Origin of the sequence: Lachnotalea sp. AF33-28, assembly GCF_003477885.1 — a bacterium.
Taxonomy (GTDB): Bacteria; Bacillota; Clostridia; order Lachnospirales; family Lachnospiraceae; genus AF33-28.
This window is the reverse complement of the sequence record NZ_QUEE01000002.1, coordinates 295,340-318,821: the sequence shown is the minus strand read 5'-3', so window position 1 is coordinate 318,821 and position 23,482 is coordinate 295,340. Positions and strand designations below refer to the sequence as shown.

The following is a 23,482-nucleotide window of genomic DNA, read 5'->3' as shown; positions in this document are numbered from 1 at the left end:
GCTCTGCAAAGTCCCAAAACGGCGTCATGGTATCCGCCCGGGAACTGGAGGAATTTCTAAGCTCGCTTAGGAATTAGCCCAGCACTACAGTGCAAACTGGCTCTGATACAGGTCTGCATAGAAACCGCCCTTTTTCAGGAGTTTCTCATGTCTGCCCTGTTCGATGATCTTTCCGTCCTTCATGACCAGGATCACATCCGCTGTCTGTATGGTGGACAGGCGGTGCGCAACTATGAAGCTGGTGCGTCCTTCCATCAGTTTTAAAAAGGCCTCCTGAATCTTGAGTTCAGTTCTGGTATCGATGGAGGAGGTAGCTTCATCCAGTATCAGCATCGGGGGCAGGCAGAGCATGACTCTGGCAATGCACAGGAGCTGCTTCTGCCCCTGTGACAGGCTGCCTCCATCCTCATTGATCCATGTATCGTAGCCGTTGGGCAGACGCTTGATAAAGCTGTGTGCGCGGGATTCCTTCGCCGCCTGCACGATCTCTTCCATGGAGGCATCCGGCCGGCCCATCGCGATATTTTCTCGGATTGTGCCGGTCTTAAGCCAGGTATCCTGAAGCACCATTCCGTAACCCCTTCTTAAGCTTTCTCTGGTCATATCGGTGATATCCACGCCGCTCACGCTGATGCGGCCGCTGTCCGGATCATAAAACCGCATCAGAAGGTTGATCATCGTGGTCTTACCGCAGCCGGTGGGTCCCACAATGGCCACCCGCTGTCCCTTCTGCACATGCAGATTAAAATTCTCAATCAGCTTTTTATCGGGTACATAAGAAAAACATACGCGGTCCAGCTCCACTCTCCCGTCATATTCCTTAAGCACCACCGCATGATCCGGTTCCGGCGTCTGCGGCTGTTCGTCAATCAGTTCAAAGATGCGCGCGGCACAGGCGATGGCGTTCTGAAGCTCTGTGATCACGCCCGATATTTCATTAAACGGCTTCGTATACTGATTGGCATAGCTTAAAAAGCTGGTCAGTTTCCCGACGGTGAGAAGGCCTCCCACCACAGAAACAGCGCCAAAACCGGCCACACCGGCATAAACCAGGCTGTTCACAAACCTGGTGGCGGGATTGGTGATGGAGGAAAAAAATATTGCCTTGACAGAACAGGCACTTAGACGGTCATTGATCTCATCAAACCTCTCCAGTGACTTCTCTTCACGGCCAAAGGCCCGCACCACCTTCTGCCCGTTAATCATCTCATCAATATAAGCGGTCTGCTCCCCTCTCGTCTCGGACTGCAGGCGGAACATCGTATAGGTCCTTTTGGAGATAAACGCCGCCACAAACAGCGACACAGGAGTCAGCACAACCACCACCAGCGCTATATAAGGGTTGATGGCAAACATAAATCCCAAGGTGCCGATGATCGTCATAACACCCGTGAAAAGCTGAGTGAATCCCATAATCAGCCCGTCAGCAAACTGATCCACATCGGCGATCACTCTGCTGACGGTATCCCCATAGGAATGGCCGTCGATATATTTGAGAGGAAGAATCTCAATCTTTTGGATTGCCTCGTTACGGATATCTCTCGTAACCTGATAGGCGATCTTGTTGTTACAGATATTCATCAGCCACTGGGCAGCGGCCGTGATGCCGATCACAGCGGCAATCTTAACCAGGATCGCCCATATGGCGGCAAAATCCACCTTACCGGCCTCTGTCATACAGTCAATGGTATCGCCGATCATGATCGGCAGATACAGGGTAGCCGCCACCGTTATGACCGCGCAGACCAGGGAAACGGCCAGATACAGTTTATATCTGGCAATTCTCTGAAGCACTTTCTTGACAGTTTCCTTTTGATAAGTATTTTTCATCACGCCTCGCCTCTCTTTCCTCCGGCCATTTTGTCAGGTGCGGCCGGATCCTGTTTGGGGAACTGTGAATAATAGATTTCCTGATATACGGCGCAACCCTTTAAAAGCTCCTCATGAGTGCCGATTCCCGCCATTTCTCCGTCCTCCAGCACGATGATCTGATCTGCGTACATCAAAGAAGCGGCTCTCTGTGATACAATAAACACGGTGGGAGAACCGTTCATGTCCCGGATGGACCTGCGCAGCTTAGCATCCGTAGCGAAATCCAGTGCGGATGCGCTATCATCCAGTATGAGTATCTCCGGCTTTTTTACCACTGCCCGGGCGATGGTCAGCCTCTGCTTCTGGCCTCCGGACAGATTTTTGCCGCCCTGTTCCACAAAGGAATCCAACCCGCCTTCTTTTTTCTCCACGAATTCTCTCGACTGGGAGATGTCAAGCGCCTCCATGAGCTCCTCTTCGGAAGCCTCCTCCCTGCCCCAGCGCAGATTGTCCCGGATGCTTCCCTTAAACAGCATCGCTTTCTGCTGCACGATCCCTACCTTACTGTTTAACGCTTCCCGCGTGTAGTCCCGCACATTTCTGCCGTCCAGCAGCACTTCTCCCTTTGTCGCATCGTAGAAACGCGGAATCAGGCTCACCAGAGAGGTCTTGCCGGAACCGGTGCCGCCGATCACACCGACAGTCTGCCCCCTCTTTACCCGAAAGCTGATATCCGTCAGAGATTCCTCACCCGCCTTCTGATAGATCAGACTGACATTTTTAAATTCCAGAACCGTATCCTGGCTGGGCGCTTCACTGGCGGCCGCGGCGGCCGTTCCTTCCGCCATGCTGCTCTTGACAGCGAAAACATCGTCTATGCGGTTTGCACAGGCTAAAGCTTTGGAAACGCTGATAATCAAATTGGCCAATTTAATCAGCTCCACCAGAATCTGGCTCATATAATTATAAAGCGCAACCATCTGCCCCTGTGTCAGATCGCCCGCATCCACCCTGAAGCTCCCGCTCCAGAGTAAAAAGATAACCGCTCCGTTTATGATACAATAGGTGAGCGGATTCATGAGCCCGGAAATCCGGCCCACAAACCGCTGCATACGGCTTAAGCTCTCGTTGGCCTGAAGGAACTTTTCTTCTTCCTCATCCTGCTGGTTAAACGCCCGGATCACTCTCGCGCCGGTCAGGTTCTCTCTAGTGATGCCCAGGATCCGGTCCAGCCCGGCCTGGACCTTCTTATAGAGCGGATTCGTCAGATACATGATCCCAAATACCACAACCGCCAGTATCGGTATGACTATGGCGAAGATCACAGCTTCTTTTACATCTATGGTAAAGGCCATAATCATGGAACCAAACACGATGAAGGGCGAACGCAGAAACAGCCTTAGCACCAGGTTCACACCGTTTTGCACCTGATTGATATCGCTGGTCATCCTGGTAATCAGCGTGGATGTGCCCAGAGTATCCATCTCCGTAAAAGAGAGGCTTTGTATATGGGAAAACAGATGATGCCGGAGGGCGGCAGCGCTTCCCACCGCAGCCTTCGCAGCGAAATACTGCGCGGTAATGGAGCAGGCCAGGCCGATTATAGCCAGACCCACCAGCAGCAGACTCATCTTCACAATATACGGGGTGTCGCCGCCGTCTATGCCGCGGTCGATGATGACCGTCACTACCAGGGGCACGAACAGCTCAAACAATGCTTCCAGCATTTTAAATGCCGGCGCCAGCGCGCTCTCCTTCTTGTAGGACTTCAGATACATCCATATTCTCTTCATAAAATTACCTGTCTTTCCTTCTGTAATCAATTGCACAGCGTTCCTATTATATCATCACTTTATCCATATTAATATTACTAAATTGATATATTTACCATATTGGTTTAATATAGTGGTAACAGTGTTGCCACAGAACGGAGGAAATTATGGAACTGAAACACCTAAGAAATTTTGTAGTCATCGCCAATGAAGGAAATATTTCGGGCGCCGCCCGCAGGCTGCATATGGCACAGCCTCCTCTCTCCACACAGATGCACCAGCTGGAAAAAGAACTGGGCTGTACGCTGTTTGAACGCGGGGCCCGTTCCATCACGCTGACGGAGGAAGGCAGGCTGCTCTACAGCCGCGCCAAGGCAATTCTTAATATCACGGATCTGATCGGCGAAGAGATTCATGATATCAAAAAATCCGCCTACCGCTTAAGGATCGGCGTCATTTCCTCCGCCAGTATGTTCCTTCCTCAAAGATTATTGCCGGATTTTCACCGGCAATTCCCGGACACCTTCTTTGATCTTCATGAAGGAAATACCTATCAGCTGATGGAACTTTTGCGTTCCGGCGTCATTGAACTGGCAATCGTCCGCACGCCGTTTGACCGCGAACAGTTTCACTGTCTCATGCTGGAGGAGGAAGGCATGTACGCCGTGGGAAAAGCTGCCTTTTTTGAACCGGCCGGCCCTGCGGATGCCATACGCCTGGAGGCGCTGGCCCATAAGCCTCTGATCCTTTACAGGCGCTGGGAACAGGTGGTGGAAAACCTTTTTTACCAAATTGGCACGGTGCCGAACTACCTGTGCAAAAATGACGATGCCCGCACAACGCTGTACTGGGCGGAGTGCGGCTACGGCATAGGCATAGTGCCCGCCTCCATCCTCCCGCGGGCCGAAGGAAAGGATCTTGTACGGCTCCGGATACTGGATCAGCAGCTGTCCACCAGCATCACCGTGATCTGCCTTAAAAATGTGCGGTTAAGCCCGATCGCAGAGAGCTTTCTGGAATATTGCAGACGCAAAAACACCGGCAGCAGTGTCTAACTGCCGTCGGTGTTCTAATGTCTATTTTTATTTTCTCCTGTTTTCCTGACTTGCGCCATTTCTGATTATGTATTATACTATTGAAAAGCATAAAATATAATAATATTATCATATGTGATCTATATCATATTTTTATATCAAGCCTAATTTTCAATAAGAATACAAATTAGAAATGAGGAGAACGATGTCCGCCAATTTTGAATACTATAAAGTCTTTTATTACGTTGCGAAATACCGGAGCTTTACTCAGGCCGCCGGCATACTGATGTCCAGCCAGCCTTCCATATCACGGACCATGAAGATCCTGGAGGATGAGCTGGGCTGTACCCTGTTTACGCGCACTCAGAAAGGCGTTGTACTGACAGCGGAAGGCCAGCAGCTCTATACCCATATCAGCCGTGCCTGCGAAGAGATCTTCGCAGGTGAAAAGCTGTTGGAAAGCACTATGGAGCGCAGGAGCGGCGTGGTGCGCATCGGCGCCAGCGAAACTGCGCTGCACGGATTTCTTCTAAAAAAACTGGAAAGCTTCCATAACGTTTATCCAGGCATTAAGCTCAAGGTGCAGAACAGCTCCACACCGGGAGCGATCGAGGATCTGAAGGAGGAGCGCGTGGATTTTGCCGTGGTCACCACACCTACAGGCGCGTCCCGCCCGCTGGTGGAGACGCACCTGTGCCCCTTCCAGAATATTCTGATCGGAGGCCATCAGTTTGAATCTCTGAAGGGAAAGGTCCTCCGCCTGGAGGATCTGAAAAACTATCCTCTGATCTGCCTGGCCAAGGGTACCAAAACCTACGCATTTTATGAGGAACTCTTTCTCTCCCACAAAGTCAGTTTAACTCCCGACATCGAGGTAGCAACAGCAGATCTCGTGCTGCCGATGGTAACTCACAATCTGGGCATCGGGCTGATTCCGGAAGGGCTTGCACGGCAGGCGCTGGAAAATGGGGAGGTATTTGCCATCCGTCTGGCGGAAACGATACCTCCCCGCAGCATCTGCATGGTGGAAAACAGCGAAAAGCCGTTGAGCATCACCGCTGCGCTTTTAAAAAACGCTATTCTTTCTCCATCAGAATTTCCATGATGTTATTTCTGTTGATCACAAATACTGCCGCCGCACTGCCCACCAGATAACAGACGAGAAAGCGGAGGGCGCTTTCCAGCACCAAAGATACCGTAAATCCCGCAGGATGAAGTCCCGCCGCAATCAGAATCAGGGCGGCCGCACAGCCGGCCAGAATGCCGGCAAAAGCCTGTAGAATCTGTTCAGCCAATATCATCGCAGAGGTATACAGCCGTCCGTTTCCCATGCTCCGGTACAGAGCAAGCTCCGCTTTCCTGGTGCGCACAGTCAGATAGGACACCACAAATCCCACGGCCAGCACCAGCACAATGAGCGCCGGATACAGCGTATTCATAAAAGTAATCTGATCGTTCAGGCTGGAAATGGTATCCGTAAGCGCCGTATCGTTGATCACGAGGGAAACTCTGGCACTGCCTGCCACCCCCACCGGTGTAACCCCCATCTGCTCCATTTCATCCCTGAATTCAGCCAGCTGCCCTGTCTGCTTCAAGTCATAATTGGCCGTCATCTCATAGCCCGCATCCGGAACATAGCCGGCTGGCGTCAGCAGATTGGTCACATATGGCACATAGATGCTGTCCCTGCCCTTAAGCGGCAGAAAGGTCCCGGCGATCTTAACATCCAAGACGCTGGAAAAGTAATAGTCAGAGAGCAGGATCGTTTCTATGCAGATGCTGTCCCCGATTTTAAGCCCATATGTATTTAAAAAGTTTTCTGTCACCAGACATTCGGTATGTTCTGCGGCAAATTCCTGAAGCTTTTCGGCCGCCTCATACATCTTACTGCGGTTCCCGGTACTGGCATTCCTTTGCTCAATAAGCTCCGCCGGAACCGTGATTCCAAAATTCACAGGCTCTCCATCCTCACCGTAACTTACTTCCGGTAACAGGTTATTAAAAAACTCCGGAGCGCGCGCCATATCCTCGGTAAAGTATATCTTATCCGACCATTTACGCACATCTGCCCTCCTGCGCTCCTGCGCATACGGGCTCATTCTATAGAATGCCTCCGCCACATCTATTCTTTCTGCATCCGTTATCTCATCGGACTTTCCAACATAATCGTAATACAGGCTGCCCGTTTTATAGGTGGCTAAGATAAAGGGCGATTCATCCATATAGGACTTAAGAAACTCCGGCAGAAACATCATCGAATAGCCGGTGCCGCCGTTTGTCGCAAAATAAGCGGTCACCGGCACATCCTCATATACTGAATCCAGGCGTGACTGGCTGGAAGCAAGAAATCCCGCATAAACCGCCAGAAATAATGTGATGACCATGGCAATCAAAGCCGCCAGCATACAATGGCGTTTATTTCTGACCATTGAACGCAGAATCTGTTTAAAAAAGAATCCCGCCCGCAGACTCTTTTTCCCACTCAGCGCGGCATAATCTGAAGACTGTTTAAGCACAGCGGCAGCAGTGGACAGTTCTTCCGGCTGCGGTACGGCCGCCGGTGCGGCATTCATCTTAGGGGCGGACGGTTTCTTTTTTTTATTTTCAAACCAGCCGCCGGATGCTTCCTGTCTGCGTATGAAAAGAGCCGCCAGGACGCCGCCGATCACAAGTGCAGCTGCCAGGATCAGAGCTGCGGAGACTGCCGGGATATATCCCGCGATATGAATCTGTTCCGACAGGGTACGCTGTTCGCCTATAGTTTGGATGCTGTAGCGCAGATCCTGGCTGTGACGGGCCACAGCTTCTGCGTATGCCTGTCTTGCGAGTTTTTCCGACAGCCACGCACCCAGTCCGCCTCCAAACAGACAGCCTGTAAAAGCAGTTATCCCCGTACAGCCCACCAGATATCGCCAGGTTTTCTTCCTTCCGCTGCCTAAGGACAGCATGATCTTCATAGTTTCCTGCTGTTTACCGACGGATATACCGCCAAACAGCGCCAGAACCGCAAGACCGCACAGCGCGCAGACTGCGGTCAGGATCCAGGCGGAACGCTGCAGGGCAAGAATCGGAGCTGCCGCCTGGGCATATCCCTGATCAAATACGCTAAGCTTATATTTTTCCGGCAGCCTTCCGGTATTCTCAGCCTGATATTCCCTGGCAGTCCGGTTATCCAGCCTCACCGTGCCCATATAATAATGGATGCCCGTATCCGGCAGCGGACACAAAGGCGTTCTGGGAATATAGACACAGGTCTCCACATCGGACCGGTATGACTGATAAATTCCCACAATCGTATATTCCTCCGGCTTTCCTGCTTCTCCCAGGCAGCCGCCGTAGAAAAACAGAGGGTCTTCGGAAGGGATGAGGTCCATAGTCAGTGTATCGCCGACTTCCAGCTTCAGCACCCCGGCCACATTCGTACTCACAATACAGACATTTCCTTCTTCACCGTATTCTTCCGGCGTAAACATCCTGCCGCTCTTTACCGTCTTCTCTCCCAGATAAAAGCCCGGATAGAGGGAAAGATCGTCCGCAGCTGCCACCGGCAGAGAGCGGTTAGCGTTCTCATAGAAACGCACGACCTGCTGCCAGTACGGCCAGGATGGAAGCGCAGTGATATCCGCAGTATCCGTCACATCCATGATGCAGGATGCCTCCGGCTCATCTATACGGTCCGCAAATTCGACCTCCATAGGCTGGAAATAATAGCTCCCGCTGATCCTTTTCATCTGGCCGTGGGCAAGATAGATATGCCCCTGTTCATAATTAAATCCGCCGGGCTGGTCCGCATCCGCGGGCAGTATATCAAAATTAATCTCTTTTTTATCGTCATAATAGTAGGCACTTCTTACCAGTGTTGCGCGGACATTTTCTCCGTCCACATACATCACCTTGAAACGAATCACGCTGCGCTCCAGATAAGGCATGGAGAAGTTAACATTAGGCTTCAGCCCTTCTATGCCGGCCAGTCCCGTTGAAATACCCGCATATCCTTTCACCGTGTCATCCTCAAGGAAGCTGCTAACATTCAGCTCTTTTATATGATCCGCCGTTTCCTCATCAAAGGAGGTCTCATCCGGATAAGCTCCGCCCACATATTCAAGCATTCCCACTGTATTAAAAATCTGATCCGCCTTTTTAAGAAGCTCGCTGCTTCCCTGCAGGAGACCCAGACCCAGAGTCAGAAAACAGGTGGTGAGTGTGATCAGCAGGATGAACAGAACCGTCTTTCCGGGAGTCCTTACCGTATATTTGACGCAATTTTTTCCGACCATACGATTCTCTCCCTATTGTCCGTTTCTGTTTAAGGTTTCACCGGCAAGGCAGCCATCCTGCATCCGGATTACCACATCTGCCTTCCCCGCTATATCCGGATCATGAGTCACCACGATCACACAGTATCCGCGCTTATGACAGAGATCAAACAGCAGATCGATCACACGGTCAGAATTTTCCACATCCAGATTGCCGGTGGGCTCATCCGCGAAAATGATTTTAACATCCGCAGCCAACGCTCTGGCAATAGCCACTCTCTGACGCTCTCCGCCGGAAAGCATGGCCGGATATCTGCGGTAAACCACATCGGTCAGCCCCACTGCTGCAATCATCTCCTTCGCACGTTCCTTCGCCTGCTGTCCGCCGATTCCCCGCAGTTGTAGAGGATACATCACATTCTCCAGCACATTCAGCATCGGAAACAGATTAAAGGTCTGGTAAATGACCGCCACCTCATCACGGCGGTAGCGGTCCCTGTCCATGTCTTTCGTGCTCCTGCCATTATAATAAACCTGTCCCTCCCCAGGCAGGGCCAGGCCCGCCATCAGGGACAGGAGTGTGGTTTTCCCGCTCCCGCTTTTACCTACTATGGCATATACCTTTCCCCGTTCAAACTCATAATTCACATTTTTTACCGCTTCCACCGACTGGTATTTATTTTTATACCGGTAAGTTACACCCTCAAGCTTCAAAATCGGCATACTCTTTCCCTCCTTATGCCTGCCTTATAATCCGTGTTCTGCAAGGCCGCAAAGTATTATTATTTTATCATATATGCATCCATATTGATATGACAAACTGTATTCTCATTCTCCGCTTTTCAGGCATACCAATTAATGGTATATTATAGCTAAGGAGGACACAGAATGAAACATCCGGACATTCTTTATAAGATCGAAACTCTGCGATGTGAAAGAGGCTGGAGCATATACCGCTTAAGCAAGGAAAGCGGAGTCCCTGCTTCCACCATATACAATCTCTCCCGATGCAAGACGGAGCCCCGGCTGCAGACGCTGGAAGCTCTCTGCACCGCTTTCGGTGTCCGTCTGTCAGATTTTATTGCAGAGACATCGGCCAACACTGAACTTTCCGCCAAGCAGCAGCTCTGTCTCAAATACTTTGACGCATTAGACAGCGCTAAACAGGAAAAACTGCTGGCCTATATGGAGGGGCTCACCTGGAGTACTTACCAGTAATAGACATAGTCCTGCATTTCTTTCTGAAAACCGGCTTTTTTTAAAGCTTCCGCCGCATCGGCGGGATACTCTTTCACCATCAGCCTTTTGGCACCGGCATAGATCCGACCGCACCTAAAGTCATGTACAAATGCCTCCATCGCCCGGTCAAGCAATGCCCCGTCAAAGACGCGCAGCACCCGGCCCTGGCGCTCCATCACGGCGATCACCTCTCCGCCGGCCAGCGCCACAGCAGTGCCGGCCACATTCAGGAAACTGCGGCCGGCCCGGTGGGGCAGCGATTTTCCCCATACCTGAGCCGGGTCGGACGCCGTCAGCCAAATGATCTCTTCCTTCTCCTCGCGTTCCAGAGCAGCGGTCACTCCGGCAAAATCCCTGTCTCTGATAAACTGTGCTCCGGACATCCCTTCAATATAGTATCCGCGGCGGGCTCTTCCTGTATATTCCCAGACACGAAGTGTTTCCAGAGCTTCCTGCCACGGCAGGTCCTGCTGTGCGGCAGTTTCCCGGCAGAGGATCACCGCCCTGTCAAAGGCACGGTCCAGCAGCTGATCCATGGACTGTCTGCCAAGGGGCCTGACCACATCCCACCTTCCCGCATTCATGGCTTTTACGCGGGCGCTCACCCTTTGTTTAGCCGGGGATTTTTTCATCGCGTCCTGTTTGAGCCACTGCCTCACCGGCTGGAAACTGTCGGCACAGACCAGACCTTTTTTGGCAAGCTCCATCAGTATGTCGAAAGGAGAACGTTCCTTCGCAAAGCCGGCAAGGGACTGCAAAAAGCTGGCTCCCCGTTTAACAAGAGCCCGGTAAACCGCTCTCTCCTCTTCATCCGCAAGTTCCTCTGAACGGTCAAACTCAACATCCCAGTCAAGCTCCTCAAAGGTATGGAATTCCAGGTTTCCGTCCCGGCCCATCCGCCAGAAAAACTCACCGCAGGAAAGAATTTCATCCAGCACAGCCCCTCTGTAATCGCGCACGCGCGCGGGAAACAATACGGTCTCCCACAGCGCAGCCGGACAGGCGCTTCCGCTGAACATCTGAAGCGTTTTTTTGAGCTGTTCCCTGGGGGAAGCCGCCGTTTTTACGCGGCCGGCCATGAGTGCGGCATAGCGTCTTCCCGGCAGAGTGCTCACCTGCCTGCGCCTGTTCTGAATGGTTCTCTGGCGCGCACGTCCATAGAGCTCCCCGTGATAATATACGCCGTCCTGCTCCACCGCCGCACTCATCCGGCACAGCTCCATAAGCAGCGTCTCCGCTTCTTCTTCTGTAACAGCATAGCGCTGGGAAGCCTCCTTTGCCGTATGAGGACCGCGGTAACGCAGCATACGTCTTAGGATATGCAGAGAGGCCTCTCTGTCCCTTTCCTCCAGTGCTCTTAAGTATTCCTCCTGCTGCTCCATCGCTATCCAGAGACCTGGTTCGATATAGGCGGCTCTTCCCCTGCGGGTCAGCTCTTCCAGCCATTCAATCGGCACCTCCAGTTCTCCTGCGGTCAGATCGCCCTCAGCCATGAGCAGGGAATGCAGCTGCCTCTCATCCTCCGGCAGCCGCTTTCTCTCCGAAACGGTGGCCAGATCCTCCGCTTCGGGACGGATCATGACGGCATTTTCCAGATCTTTTGCGGATGTCTCGATCACCGAGGGCAGCGTGGGGCTGTATTCGTACATCTGAGCCGCTTCCACCTGCCACTGCAGGGGCAGGGACATCGGTGAGGGGATCTCCACATGGACTTCATGCACTGTGATCATTCCTGAACGGATGCCGTTTAACACATATTCCAGCCCGGCGATGTCCCATTGGTCTTCCACACATTCGCGCCTGGTCTCCCGGACAAGCGGATGACTGTTCTTGGCAATGATTCCGTCCAGCATATCCGCGCTGCGGATCCGCTGCAGCCACAGGGGCTGCCTGCCGTTTCTCCTCATCCCCATCATCAGCGCTCTGGCTGCGTTGTAGCGGAAGGTGATATTAAACAGAGAGGTCTGAGGCAGGATCGCTTCCAGAACCGGCCTGGCATTTTCCGGAGAAAGCTCATAGAGCAGCCCCTCCGGCAGTTCGTCCTCCCCGTAAGGGTATAGAAGAAGGCCGTTTTCCTCATCCACGCATCCCACGTTCAGCCCGGTTTTCCGGCAGGCTGCCTGCTGCAAAAGCAGCGCCAGAGGCGCGTTTATCTGTCTGCCGAACAGCGAATGGACCATCATCTGATGGCTGCCCGTATGGTCACAGAAATGTTCCACCACGATCGTGCGGTCATCCGGCAGCACATCCGTGGCCTCCATCTGCCGTTCCAGAAATCCGGCTGTGGCTTTTGACGCGTTTTCATCCAGCCCCAGCTCTTGAAGCGCTTCCCTAAGCCTTCCCTCTTCTCCCGCCGCGGACAGCTCCCGGAGAATTCTGCCGAAAGCCAGACTGGTCTTTAACGGACGCCCTTTTATCTCCCCTTTCCAGAAGGGCACTCTTGCCCGCTCCGGGGAGGTGGGCTCCACGATCACCTCGTCTTTTTTTATCTCCGCGATCTTCCAGCCAAAGGTGCCTAAAAGAAAGGCATCTCCCTTTCTGGATTCATAGACAAATTCCTCATCCAGCTCCCCCAGCTTGACTCCGCCGGCTGTTTTGACGGCGTAGAGCCCCTTATCGGGGATCGTGCCTCCTGCCGAAACCGCAAGCATCCGGCTGTAGGGATCTCCCTCCACCCGGCCGTGAATCCGGTCATACAGCACTCTGGGGCGCACCGGTATATCCTGTTCGTGTTCATAATCGCCGGCTAACATGGCCAGAACGGACTCCACATCCTGTTTGGTCACACCGGCAAAGGGATAGGCCCTGGGAAGGATCTCCATCACCTCATCCACCGAATATCCCGGTCCCACAGCCATGGATACCAGGTGCTGGGACAGTATGTCCAGACACTGCATCGGCGGATGGGCGTACTCCACCCCTCCCTCAAGGGCTGTCCTGGCGGTCATGCCGCAGAACAGGCTCTCCGGAGCAGTCCGGGGGAACATGTACATCACGCTGACCCGGCCCGGATTATGGCCGGCCCGGCCCAGCCTCTGCATCGTGCTGGAGATCGTAAACGGGCATCCGACCTGAAACACCTGATCCACCGCTCCCACATCGATGCCCAGCTCCATGGAGGAGGTTGCACAGAGAAGGCGCAGCCTCCCGCTCCTTAGATCCTCTTCCACCGACAGCCGCTGCTCTTTGGCGATGCTGCCGTGATGGGTCCTGGCAAATTCTTCCCCCGCCGCCTGATTTACGTAATAGGCCAGCTTTTCCGCATTGCGCCGTCCTTCCACAAAAGCGATGACGCAGCGGCTGCTCTGGCAGCGGCGGTATACATCCAGACCCAGGTTCTCCCATACCGCTTCTTTGCGCGTATTCCCGCTCTCATCCGCAAACGGGCCGGTTACTGTGATCCGAATCTCCTTCCCCATCTTCGGCGCGATCACCGTCACAGGATCCGGTGCCAGATAGGCAGCTGCCACATCCAGGGGTTCAATGGTGGCCGACAGCCCGATTCTCTGGAGGTTACGGCCGCACAGCCTGTCCAGGCGCGCCAGAGACAGCATCAGATGCGCCCCTCTTTTGGTATCAATCATCGCATGCAGTTCGTCCAGTATCACAGCCTTTGCTGTGGAAAGAAGCTTCTGCCCCCGCTGTCCGGTCAGAAGCAAAAACAGGGATTCCGGTGTGGTAAGCAGGATATGGGGCGGATGGCGCAGCATCTTCTCACGCTCGCTCTGGGTCGTATCCCCCGTGCGCAGGGCCACCTCAATCGGATAGCTCTCCCCTGCCTCTTCTAACGCCGCCAGGCCGGAAAGGGGCCGCTTCAGATTTTCCCGGATATCCCCAGCCAGGGATTTCAGCGGCGATATATAGATCACCTGCAGTTCCTGCCCCAGTTCACCCGCCCTGGCCTGCTGCTTTAACCGGTCGATGAACACCAGAAAGGCGGACAGGGTCTTGCCCGTGCCGGTAGGGGCGCTGACCAGCGTGTGCTCTCCCCTGGCGATGGCCGGCCACGCCTGCTCCTGCACCTTCGTTGGCCCGCCAAAGGTCTCTTCAAACCAGCCTGCGGTAATATGTGACAGCCCCCACCGTCCCTCTAAGGCTTCAATATCATAATCGGATTTCATAGTAAACGGCTCCTTATCCATATTTCTTTCATATATTTTAGCATATAACCGCAGCGAGACCAACTCCTAACTTTCTGCCAGTTTCTCTCTAAGCAGCCGGATAAACAGCTCCATAGCCGGACTGATCCATTTATTTTTATGGCGGCTTATGGCAGCCGATATCCGTTCATTCTCCATCTGTGCCGGCAATTCCTGCAAAAGCCCGCTGTCCAGTTCCTGCTCAACCGCGAATCGCGGCAAATACGCGATACCCAGATTGCTGGCCACACTCCTTTTCGCCGCTTCGACACTCCAGATCTCCATAAAACCTTCCAACTGTATGTTTTTCTGCTTCAGATACCGTTCAAATATATTCCTGTATATACTGCCTGGATCATTGCTGATCAGGCACACCTTCTTTCTCTGATTTTTCTCTATAAAATTCCGTTCCCCATCCTCTAGCAGTGGGGAGGATACAAGAGAGAGCGGATAAGCGGCAAGCCGCTCTGTAATCATCGGGGCAGGGCAGCTGCCGATATCATAGTGAATGCCGATATCCGTACTTCCGCTGACAATGCTGTTTCTGATCTCATAGCAGTTAAGAGTCTGCAGGGACAGTCTGACATTTGGGGCCTGCAGACGAAATTCCTGTAAAACAGGTTGCATTTTGTATATTAATAAAGTTTCCGGGACAGCGATATTTATCGTTCCGCTCATTTCATCGGCGGTCTTTCCGGCATCCATAAGCTGCTCCACTGCCTGAAGCGCGGCATCAATATATGGCAGAAGCTCTTTTCCCGCCTGGGTAAGCGCCATTTTTCTCCCTACTTTTTCAAATAGCTGCACTGACAGCTCCTGTTCCAGCTGCCGGATCTGAAAAGTTATTGTGGATTGAGTATAGTTAAGCCTACGGGCGGCATTTTGGAAACTCCCCGTTTCCAGTATTGTTTTCACCGTATACAGATATTTTATTTCCACTTTTTTCTTCACCTCATACCATTCAATTTTATTAAATTGCATTTTTCAATATATCAATTTGATTGAATGTTATTCTTATGGTACTATAAAGAAAAACAATCAACTTGTCAAGAACAGCTAAACTGTGGGAAAGGACAGATTACCATGTTAGAAATAAAGAAATTCGAACGGGAAGATCAGGATGAGATTATTAAACTGGTGCTTCATTGTCAAAATGATGGAAGCAGACCGTTTGTCAGCATTCTCAACCAGCCGGAGCTGCTCTGTATTCAGGAAAAATATCTGGATCCAGGCGGCTGTTTCTGGACAGCAAGGGATGGAAAGCGAATCGCCGGCAGCATTGGGTTAATGAACTGCGGCAACGGCATCGGGGTGTTGAAAAAATTCTTTGTATATGAAGAATACCGCGGAAATCCACATCATCTGGGCCAAAAGCTGTATAAAGAGCTGCTCAAGTTCGCGCGGGATCACCATTTTAAGGTCATTGTGCTCGATACTCCTAAGAATACGGACCGTGCTCATAAGTTTTATGATAAAGCCGGTTTTATAAAGGTAAATGAAAGCGATCTTCCGATAAAATACGATTATCCGTATAAAGACAGCGATTTTTACCTTTTAAAGCTTTCATAATGGGGCTGCCACACCTATGACTTTTCAATCACTGGTGCGACAGCCCCATTCTATATCCATGCAGTTAATTGCAGACAAACAGTTCCTTCAGCTCCTGGCCGCATTTACCAAGCCTTACGCCGCCCTCCGCCGTTACGCAGTACACATCCAGGCAGCAGTACGGATCCTTGTTCTCCGGCTTCACATTCGGTCCCACCGCCAGAACCATTCCTTCCTTAAGGGGCACCTCCCACCATCCGGGCACCGCCATCGGATATTCTGACCATGCATTGCCCACGCTATAGATCCAATTGCTCTGATCTGCCAGAAAACCGGCCGGTTCCAGTACCGCAGCATTTACCTGATCCATGATCTCCCTGATTGTGGCGCCCGGCTTTAGCAGAGCCGCAGCCGTCTGCTGCGCCTTTACCGCAGTCATCCAGCATTCCTTTGCCTCATCGGATGCCGTTCCCAGCACATAGCATCTTCCGAGAGAGACCTGCCAGCCGTTGTTCATGGAGGCGTTCACCTTTATATTGATCCGGTCTCCCATATCCATCGCGTATCCGGGATAAAGCAGCGGCTCGTTTACTGACATCCCGGTATCCGGCGCAGATATCATTTTCACATCCAGACACTGACTGCTGTAGTCCCAGCCGCTCGCACCGCGCTCCAGCATCTTCTTGCGGATCGCATAAACCGCATCTCTTTCCGTCACATTTGGCCTAAGCACCGTGCCCATCGCGGCAAAAACATGGTCCAAATCCCGGCAATCCTTACGGATTAACGCGATCTCTTCCTCTGTTTTCATCGCCTTAAGCATATGAACTGCACGGCTCACATCCACAAACTCCGTATCCGGCGCATACTTTATGATAAACTCCCGCACAGAAAGCAGCAGTTTGCTGCCGTTTACCAGCCCCAGCCTCGGATTTTTTTCCAGCATGGCCCTGAAATAGTCCCCATAGTATCCCGTACAGTTTATGTAATAGGGCGTATCCGCCTCCCCCGGCAGAGCGTGCGGCAGATACGGATCCTCCGCCCCTGCCTCTATCAGCTGCGGAGTGGAGATGCTCAATATCTTCTCTCCCCCTGCCACCGCTAAAAGCGCGGTATCCATATAGCTGACCTGCGCGGACTTTACCGTCTGTCCGGTCAGCCACTGGTCATAACCCTCTTTTAAGGGCCTCAAGAATAAGATTCCCGCTAAATCCATCTCTTTCATCAGTTCCTGCAGTCTATTCAGACGCACCTTCATATACTCTGTGTTTTCCATATATTAACATCCTTTCCGTGTCACCGGCCCGCTCTTTGTGCTGCCGGCTGCGCCTCTCTCAGTCCAGATCAATCTCCGTCAGTCCCAGAGGATACTTCACCAGGGACTTGCCGCCTTCCGGGGTTACCACATAGGTATTCAGTTCCCAGGCCTCTTCCCAGACGCCTCCGCCAAGCCAGGGCATGAAGCGGTTGCTGATCGGGTGGCAGTGAAGCACCGCTCCGTCCGTCAGCGGCCAGTCATAGGAAATATCATTTACACCGAACTGCTCCCCATAGGTTGCGGTAGAAAGCCCATGCATCCAGCACATCCGCTTCAGATTATGCCCTTTCAGCGTCACATAGCTCCTGGTGTCCGCCACAATCCGACGCAGCGTATTTCCCGGTTTCATCCTGGCCGCCGCATATTCGTTGACCTCCACTGCAAAGCGGATCGCCTGTTTATATTCCTCCGCAGCCTTGCCCAGGATAAATACGCGCCCCATGGCCGTACAGTGTCCGCCATAGCTGTTGCTTTCATACAGCGCAAAGAAACGGTCTCCCTCCCGGATAATCACATCATCTGAGTAGGGATCAAAAGGCGGCGCGATTTCCATCTGATTGCCCAGATTGATCAGCATGCAGTGCAGGAAACCGCTGGCCCCCATGCTCACGATCTGGTCGCGCACCTCCGTGCGGATCTCTTTCAGATGCCTGCCCGGACGCAGCATATGCTCCAGGGCTTCCATCATCTGGCTCTGGGCAGCGCCCGCCATACGGATGCATGCCAGCTCCTCTTCACTCTTTCTGGTCTTTTGAGAATCCACCTCCATGGTCAGATCTATATATTCAAGCTCCGGCAGCTGCTTTTTAAGCGCTTCTTGGAGCGCCCAGGTCATAAAGCCCGGATTGATGATGCCGAGCTTCTTTCCTCCAAACGATGCGATCAGCTTTGCAATCCCGTCCTCGGAAACCGGATGGATGAAGCGTACGCCATCAGCGGAAGGTGTAAATGCCTTTTGATGGACATACCGCTTAAAATCCACGGTATCCGTATCGTCCTCATAGCCGCTTTCGTCGATTTCATCCAGCAATACGCCGATGATATCCCCGTCGGACGGAACAATCACATACTCCAGAAATTCCTTGCCGGTCAGCCAATGGTCATAGGATTCCTTCGTACAGTCCGGTATCAGCAGCACATCCGCTCCCTTTTTTACCATTTCAGAGCGGACCAGTGCGGCCCTCCTGGCATATTCCTCCTTCGAATACATCTCGACCTGCTCATAGCGGTCTCTCATTTTCTTACCCTTCAATATCATTTTTTTCCTCCTCTTCCAGACTGTCTGTCTCAGCACAGCATGTATCCTGTCCGGTTACGCTTTTCATGTATTCCGTAGGCGTCATGCCGTAAAATTCTTTAAACACTCTGATAAAATAGCGGCTGTCCCCATAACCGGATCCGGCAGCGATCTCTTTGAGCCTGCCGCCCCTGGTGCGCAGCAGAAAAGCCGCCCTCTCCATGCGCAGTCCGGTCAGATATTTCATCAGGGTGGTATGTTCCTGCCGGTGAAACAACGAGCTCAAATAATTCGGAGTAACATTCAGAAGCTCCGCTACCTGTGCAGCGCCGATATCTTCTGTATAGTGTGCCTGTATGTACGCCTTCGCCGCATTGATCAGCTCACCGCGCCCGCTGCACTCCTTCCGCTTATTGGATGCCAGCATGTCAAAAGCCTGCTGTTCCAGCCGCTTAAGCATATTCTCTGTACTATCCTCTCCTGCCCCCATAAGACTTAGGTATTTCTGCAGGACGCCGTCCTTTTCCGCATTCAGGGATGTACTGTTTATAAGTGTGCGAAGTTCCTTTAAATCCTGCATGAAATTCTGATAATCGCCGGATTTGAATCCGGCCATAAGGCTTTCGGCACGCCGGCACACGGACGCCTCTGCCTCGCTCAAACCGCTGCACCGTTTTTCCAGGGTCTCTTCTGTATAAAATCTTCCTATTCCAGCAAGCAGACGGCAGTAAAACAGGTTTTCCAGATTCTTCAGGCTGCCGACCAGTTCCTTCTGCGACTGTTTGCCCGACAGCCCCACCGCGCTGATCACCAGCTTTTCATCGGATATCCTGCGGATGCCCCGTTCGGTGGCCTGATACAGCCCTTCGCGGATCAGTTCCCGCTGGTTTCCGATCCGTTTCGAAAGCTTAACCGCGGCCACCAGCCCTCCCTTCGGTGAAATAAACATTGTGCTGCTGATACCGCCCATATGAATCCCATCCAGACAGTGTTTCATCCTCTCAAGAAGCATACTGTGATATCCGAGCTGCTCGGCGGCATTCTGCGCGCCGTCGTATTGAAATGCCACGGCCATATATTCCCAGCCGTCTTCTTCTGTCACCTCATCCACGCCTCTGTCATGTTCCGCTTTGTCGATCAGTTCCAGAAGCGCATTGCGGAACTTCAGACAGTTTTTCTGTATCCGTTCCTTCACCGCTTCCTCCGCCATCATCACCTTCTCCCGCAGTATCTGCGGATTCACAGGTTTTAGCAGGTAGTCCAGCACGCCTAAGCCGATCGCTTCCCTGGCATAAGCGAATTCTGAAAAACCGCTGACTACAATCCAGACCGTATCCGGACAGGACTGTCTCGCCAGACGTATCCCGTCCAGCCCGTTTAAACCGGGCATCTTGATGTCCACAAAGACCAGGTCCGGCCTGGCAGCTTCCGTCATTCTGGCCATTTCCTGCCCGTTTCCCGCCTCCCCCACTATCTCCAGCGGCAGATCCAGTTCTTTCAGCATGCTGATCAGCGTCACCCTTGCCCAATATTCATCATCTGCCACCGCAATTCTCATCATAGTGCAGCTCCTCCTTAGATATCCGCATGATCACCGAAGTTCCCCTGTATCTGCCGCTGTCGATCCGAAACAGCGCATTCGGATAGATATAAGCCAGCCGGTATTTCACGTTCTGAATTCCGATTCCCCGATTTTCCCCAAGGGTTTCAAGATCAAAGCCCGTGCCCGTATCTTCTATCCGGATCTCTAAAAAGGTCTTTTCGCCTTCCGCCAGTTCCGATACATCCACCGTAAGCCTTCCGCCCTCCAGCTTATTTTCTATACCGTGAATGATAGAGTTTTCCACAATGGGCTGAATCAGAAGCTTTGGAATCAGGCACTTTCCATACCGGCTGTCCCAGTTGATTTCAAATTCCAGCCGTTCTCCAAAACGCAGCTTCTGCAGCCGGCAGTACTGCTGTATGATATCCAGCTCGCGCCCAAGGGTCGTTCTCCTGTCCTTGCCAAGCACATAGCGCAGTATCTCTGCCAGAGACATAACAGACTGCTCCAGCAGTTCCTTTTCCCCCATCCGGTTCAGCCCGATAAAAATATTCAGCGTATTATAGATAAAATGCGGCTGGATCTGAGACTGCAGCGCCGTATACTCCATATCCTTCTGCGCGACAATCGCACGGTATTCCCGTTCCACCAGTTCATCCATCCTCGCCATCATCTCATGAAAGGATTCATCCAGCTTAACAATCTCCTCCGGCGCACGCGTATCGGGCTCCTGCACACTGCACTCCTCTCCGATCTGAATGGTTTTCATGGTTTCCACCAGCTTCTTCAGCGGATTGGTTACGGATCTGGAAAAAGTATAAAAGAGCAGAAAACCCACACAACCCGCGATCACGGCAATGACTCCGGCCAGTATGTATACGAACTCCGATTTGCGGCGCATCTCCCCGCAGGACAGAAATACCGCTATCTTCCATCCGGACAGCTTCTCCTCCCGAACCACCGCCTCATACCTGGAATGCCCGTCCGACACCAGCCTTGCGCCGTCTGCCGCCTGGGCCAGCATGTCCTCGCTGATGTCCCGGTTCGTATAAACCGGCTTCCAGTTCTGATCCAGTACGGCCGCATAGGAGCTTGCATTTAAATCGGCGCTGTCTATGATATCCTTTAACATGGCTGTGCTCATATCCGCCATGATAATTGCTAAGGGCTCATGGTCCTGCGGATCCCGTATCAGCCTTGCAACGGAGAATACACCGCTCTCATTCGGGAGCGTGACATACTCCTGGGCATGGTTGCCGACAAACACGGAACCTCCTGCGGCATTCACTGCATCCTGATACCAGCCCTGTCCCGCATAATCATAATCCTTGCTGTAATACTGATTGCTGAAGGTGGAAAATAAATAGACCGAACCGTCCAGAGGCAGCAGCAACAGCTCCGTCACATCCCGATGCATCATCTGAAAATAATGGGGAAGTTCCTTTTTCAGGATCGCATTGATCCGATAGGTTTCCTCCCCGGACATACTCTTTCCCGCATATTCCTTCTTCTGTTTCAGCGCTCCCAGCATTTCATCGCTCATATATGGGATGATTGTGATTTTCTCTAAATCGTTCATGTAGATCTCCAAATTGGAACACAGCGCCGAAACAGTCCCCGCCGTCATCTGTGTGGAATTATCCTCCACCACACCGCTGATATAATGCGGCATAATCAGCACCATGATCAGCATCTGCACAAAAACCGCCGCAAAAAAGATTCTCAGCAGCCTTATCTGCAGCGTATTCCTCTTTTTCTTCATTCACCTGTCCCCCTATCCAGTCCGCATGGCAGACAAAAAATCTCTCAGATATAATGTCCGACAATTATATCACAGACAGGCACTGATATGCATCAGGGCAGGCACACATTTTACTTCACAGCCCCTTCCGTCAATCCTTTTATGAAATATTTCTGGAAACAGAAGAACACAATCAGCAGCGGGAGCACGTTAATGATGCAGCCGGCAGCCATCCATCCCAGCTCCAGGTGATATTCGCTGAAAAATGTGGACAGCGCCAGCGTCATGGTCTGTTTCTTCGGCGACTGCAGATAAAACAGCGCGTTGCCGTAATCATTCCAGGCTGACGATCCGGTAAAGATCACCACTGTGATTGTGGTGGTGCGCAGCAGCGGGAAAATCACCCGGAAAAATACACCGGCATGTGAGCAGCCGTCTATCCGGGCCGCATCGTCCAGTTCCTTCGGTATGGTGGATATAAAGCCGGTATAGAGGAAAATAACGATCGGCAGGCTGAAGGTTGCCGTAATCAGTATCATTCCCCAATAGGTATCGATGGCTTTTATATCAATCATGATCCTGTATAGCGACACGGATATGGACAGGGACGGCACGATAATCAGCGATACAATGAAGGTATAAATAAAATTGTTCAGCCTGCTCTTATATCTGGCCAGCGGGTAGGATGCCATGGCTCCCAGCACGATAACAAGTGCGACGGATCCGGCGGTTATGATCAGGTTATTGCATATGCCCCTGGGTATATTGGCCGACTGCCAGGCATTCACAAAATTTTCCAGTGTAAAATAGTCCGGCAGGAACCATTTGGATGAAAAATCATCGCTGCGCTTTAAGGACATGACCACCACCATGTAGAACGGCACCAGGTATACCAGCGCTGCCAGTGCGATCAGTATCCTGGCAGCCGCATGTTTCTTTTTCATCAGGCCTCCACCTCCTTTTTACGCAAAATCGTCAGCGCCGTCATGCTGACCAGAACGATCAGCAGGAACATCACATTGCCAAGAGCCGCGGCGAGGCCCGCCTGTTCCTTGCCGAAATACATGCGGTACATCAGCGTGGACAGAGATTCCGTCGTGCTGGCAGGGCCTCCGTTGGTCAGCGATTTGATCATATCGAACAGCTTGAAACCGCCAATCAGATTCAACACCACATTAAACTCAATGGAAGGAATTAAAAGCGGCAGCGTAATATGAAAAAATTTCTTAGTACCCGTGGCCCCGTCCAGCTCAGCCGCCTCATAATAGGAGGAAGATATGTTCTGCAGGCCGGCCTGGTAGAAAATCATGGAGGTGCCGGTGGCCTGAAATACATTTACCGCAACGATAATCCATACCGTAATCTTTCCCTGGGCCAGCAGGTCTCCAAAATTCGCTCCGAACAGGGCAAACAGCTCCGGCAGCGCCCCTCCGTTTTTCTTTAACATAAAATACCAGATGTAGCCCATGATCAGACCGCTGATCATCGTGGGCAGATAGATGATGGTCCGCACTGCGTTGCTTCCCCGGATCTTTTTGTCCAGCAGCAGCGCCAGCATCAGGCCAAACAGGTTCTGGAACAGGGTGCTGCCAAAACCGTAAATGCATGTATTGATTATCGTATTCTTAATATCCGGCTCTTCAAAAATGCGCCTGTAGTTGTATAGTCCTACAAATGTTTTGCTCTGGGAATAGCCGTTCCAATCCGTAAAAGAAATCCATATTCCCCTCATAAAAGGGTATACGATGAAAAACAGAACCAGAGCAAGCGCGGGTAAATACATCAGATTTACCGCATAACGCTTAAAGAGCCCGCGTTTCTTATCAGCCATATTGCCACCGCC

At 52.1% G+C, this 23,482-nt stretch carries 16 protein-coding genes; 4 read left to right on the top strand and 12 right to left on the bottom strand.

Features of this window, described 5'->3' with window-relative positions:
• Positions 1-84: 84 nt before the first annotated feature.
• The gene (locus DWZ56_RS03860) at positions 85-1,830 is read right to left on the bottom strand and encodes an ABC transporter ATP-binding protein (protein ID WP_118555068.1); all 1,746 of its coding nucleotides are present in this window, start codon (positions 1,828-1,830) and stop codon (positions 85-87) included.
• On the bottom strand, positions 1,830-3,605 hold the full coding sequence (locus tag DWZ56_RS03855) for an ABC transporter ATP-binding protein (protein WP_118555223.1): 1,776 nt from the start codon (positions 3,603-3,605) through the stop codon (positions 1,830-1,832). Before DWZ56_RS03855 ends, DWZ56_RS03860 begins: the two co-directional genes overlap by 1 nt.
• Positions 3,606-3,751: 146 nt before the next feature.
• Between DWZ56_RS03855 and DWZ56_RS03850 the strand changes: the two genes are divergently transcribed.
• Both DWZ56_RS03850 and DWZ56_RS03845 read left to right on the top strand, forming a co-directional pair.
• Complete coding sequence (locus DWZ56_RS03850; protein WP_118555067.1) at positions 3,752-4,639, top strand: LysR family transcriptional regulator; 888 nt, start codon at positions 3,752-3,754, stop codon at positions 4,637-4,639.
• A gap of 184 nt (positions 4,640-4,823) precedes the next feature.
• A complete protein-coding gene (locus DWZ56_RS03845) occupies positions 4,824-5,723 on the top strand; it encodes a LysR family transcriptional regulator (RefSeq protein ID WP_118555066.1) in 900 nt (299 codons plus the stop codon).
• On the opposite strand, the gene DWZ56_RS03840 is transcribed toward DWZ56_RS03845, so the two are convergent.
• Both DWZ56_RS03840 and DWZ56_RS03835 read right to left on the bottom strand, forming a co-directional pair.
• On the bottom strand, positions 5,695-8,895 hold the full coding sequence (locus tag DWZ56_RS03840; protein WP_118555065.1) for an FtsX-like permease family protein: 3,201 nt from the start codon (positions 8,893-8,895) through the stop codon (positions 5,695-5,697). The genes DWZ56_RS03845 and DWZ56_RS03840 overlap by 29 nt on opposite strands.
• Before the next feature lie 12 nt (positions 8,896-8,907).
• Entirely contained in the window at positions 8,908-9,597 is a 690-nt protein-coding gene (locus DWZ56_RS03835; protein ID WP_118555064.1) for an ABC transporter ATP-binding protein, read from the bottom strand.
• A gap of 165 nt (positions 9,598-9,762) precedes the next feature.
• Here DWZ56_RS03835 and DWZ56_RS03830 point away from each other — a divergent pair, with 165 nt between their 5' ends.
• On the top strand, positions 9,763-10,092 hold the full coding sequence (locus DWZ56_RS03830) for a helix-turn-helix domain-containing protein (RefSeq protein WP_118555063.1): 330 nt from the start codon (positions 9,763-9,765) through the stop codon (positions 10,090-10,092).
• Here DWZ56_RS03830 and DWZ56_RS03825 read toward each other — a convergent pair.
• Both DWZ56_RS03825 and DWZ56_RS03820 read right to left on the bottom strand, forming a co-directional pair.
• Positions 10,083-14,234, bottom strand: coding sequence for a DEAD/DEAH box helicase (locus DWZ56_RS03825; RefSeq protein WP_118555062.1), 4,152 nt, complete (start codon positions 14,232-14,234; stop codon positions 10,083-10,085). The genes DWZ56_RS03830 and DWZ56_RS03825 overlap by 10 nt on opposite strands.
• Positions 14,235-14,300: 66 nt before the next feature.
• Positions 14,301-15,191 carry a LysR family transcriptional regulator gene (locus tag DWZ56_RS03820; protein ID WP_118555222.1) on the bottom strand — a complete coding sequence of 297 codons (891 nt, stop codon included), beginning with the start codon at positions 15,189-15,191 and terminating at the stop codon, positions 14,301-14,303.
• Between the two features lie 144 nt (positions 15,192-15,335).
• On the opposite strand from DWZ56_RS03820, the gene DWZ56_RS03815 reads away from it, so the two are divergent.
• Positions 15,336-15,821, top strand: coding sequence for a GNAT family N-acetyltransferase (locus DWZ56_RS03815; protein ID WP_118555061.1), 486 nt, complete (start codon positions 15,336-15,338; stop codon positions 15,819-15,821).
• A gap of 64 nt (positions 15,822-15,885) precedes the next feature.
• Here DWZ56_RS03815 and DWZ56_RS03810 read toward each other — a convergent pair whose 3' ends face one another.
• The 6 genes from DWZ56_RS03810 to DWZ56_RS03785 all read right to left on the bottom strand — a co-directional run bounded on the left by DWZ56_RS03810 (position 15,886) and on the right by DWZ56_RS03785 (position 23,470).
• On the bottom strand, positions 15,886-17,076 hold the full coding sequence (locus DWZ56_RS03810; RefSeq protein WP_118555060.1) for a M24 family metallopeptidase: 1,191 nt from the start codon (positions 17,074-17,076) through the stop codon (positions 15,886-15,888).
• Between the two features lie 58 nt (positions 17,077-17,134).
• Complete coding sequence (locus DWZ56_RS03805; RefSeq protein WP_118555059.1) at positions 17,135-18,376, bottom strand: M24 family metallopeptidase; 1,242 nt, start codon at positions 18,374-18,376, stop codon at positions 17,135-17,137.
• Positions 18,360-19,916, bottom strand: a complete 1,557-nt coding sequence (locus DWZ56_RS03800) for a response regulator transcription factor (protein ID WP_118555058.1) — start codon at positions 19,914-19,916, stop codon at positions 18,360-18,362. The genes DWZ56_RS03805 and DWZ56_RS03800 overlap by 17 nt, the downstream gene beginning before the upstream one ends.
• The gene (locus DWZ56_RS03795) at positions 19,891-21,660 is read right to left on the bottom strand and encodes a cache domain-containing sensor histidine kinase (protein ID WP_118555057.1); all 1,770 of its coding nucleotides are present in this window, start codon (positions 21,658-21,660) and stop codon (positions 19,891-19,893) included. The genes DWZ56_RS03800 and DWZ56_RS03795 overlap by 26 nt, the downstream gene beginning before the upstream one ends.
• Positions 21,661-21,770: 110 nt before the next feature.
• Positions 21,771-22,583, bottom strand: coding sequence for a carbohydrate ABC transporter permease (locus DWZ56_RS03790; protein ID WP_118555056.1), 813 nt, complete (start codon positions 22,581-22,583; stop codon positions 21,771-21,773).
• A complete protein-coding gene (locus DWZ56_RS03785; protein WP_118555055.1) occupies positions 22,583-23,470 on the bottom strand; it encodes a carbohydrate ABC transporter permease in 888 nt (295 codons plus the stop codon). The genes DWZ56_RS03790 and DWZ56_RS03785 overlap by 1 nt, the downstream gene beginning before the upstream one ends.
• Between the last annotated feature and the right edge of the window lie 12 nt (positions 23,471-23,482).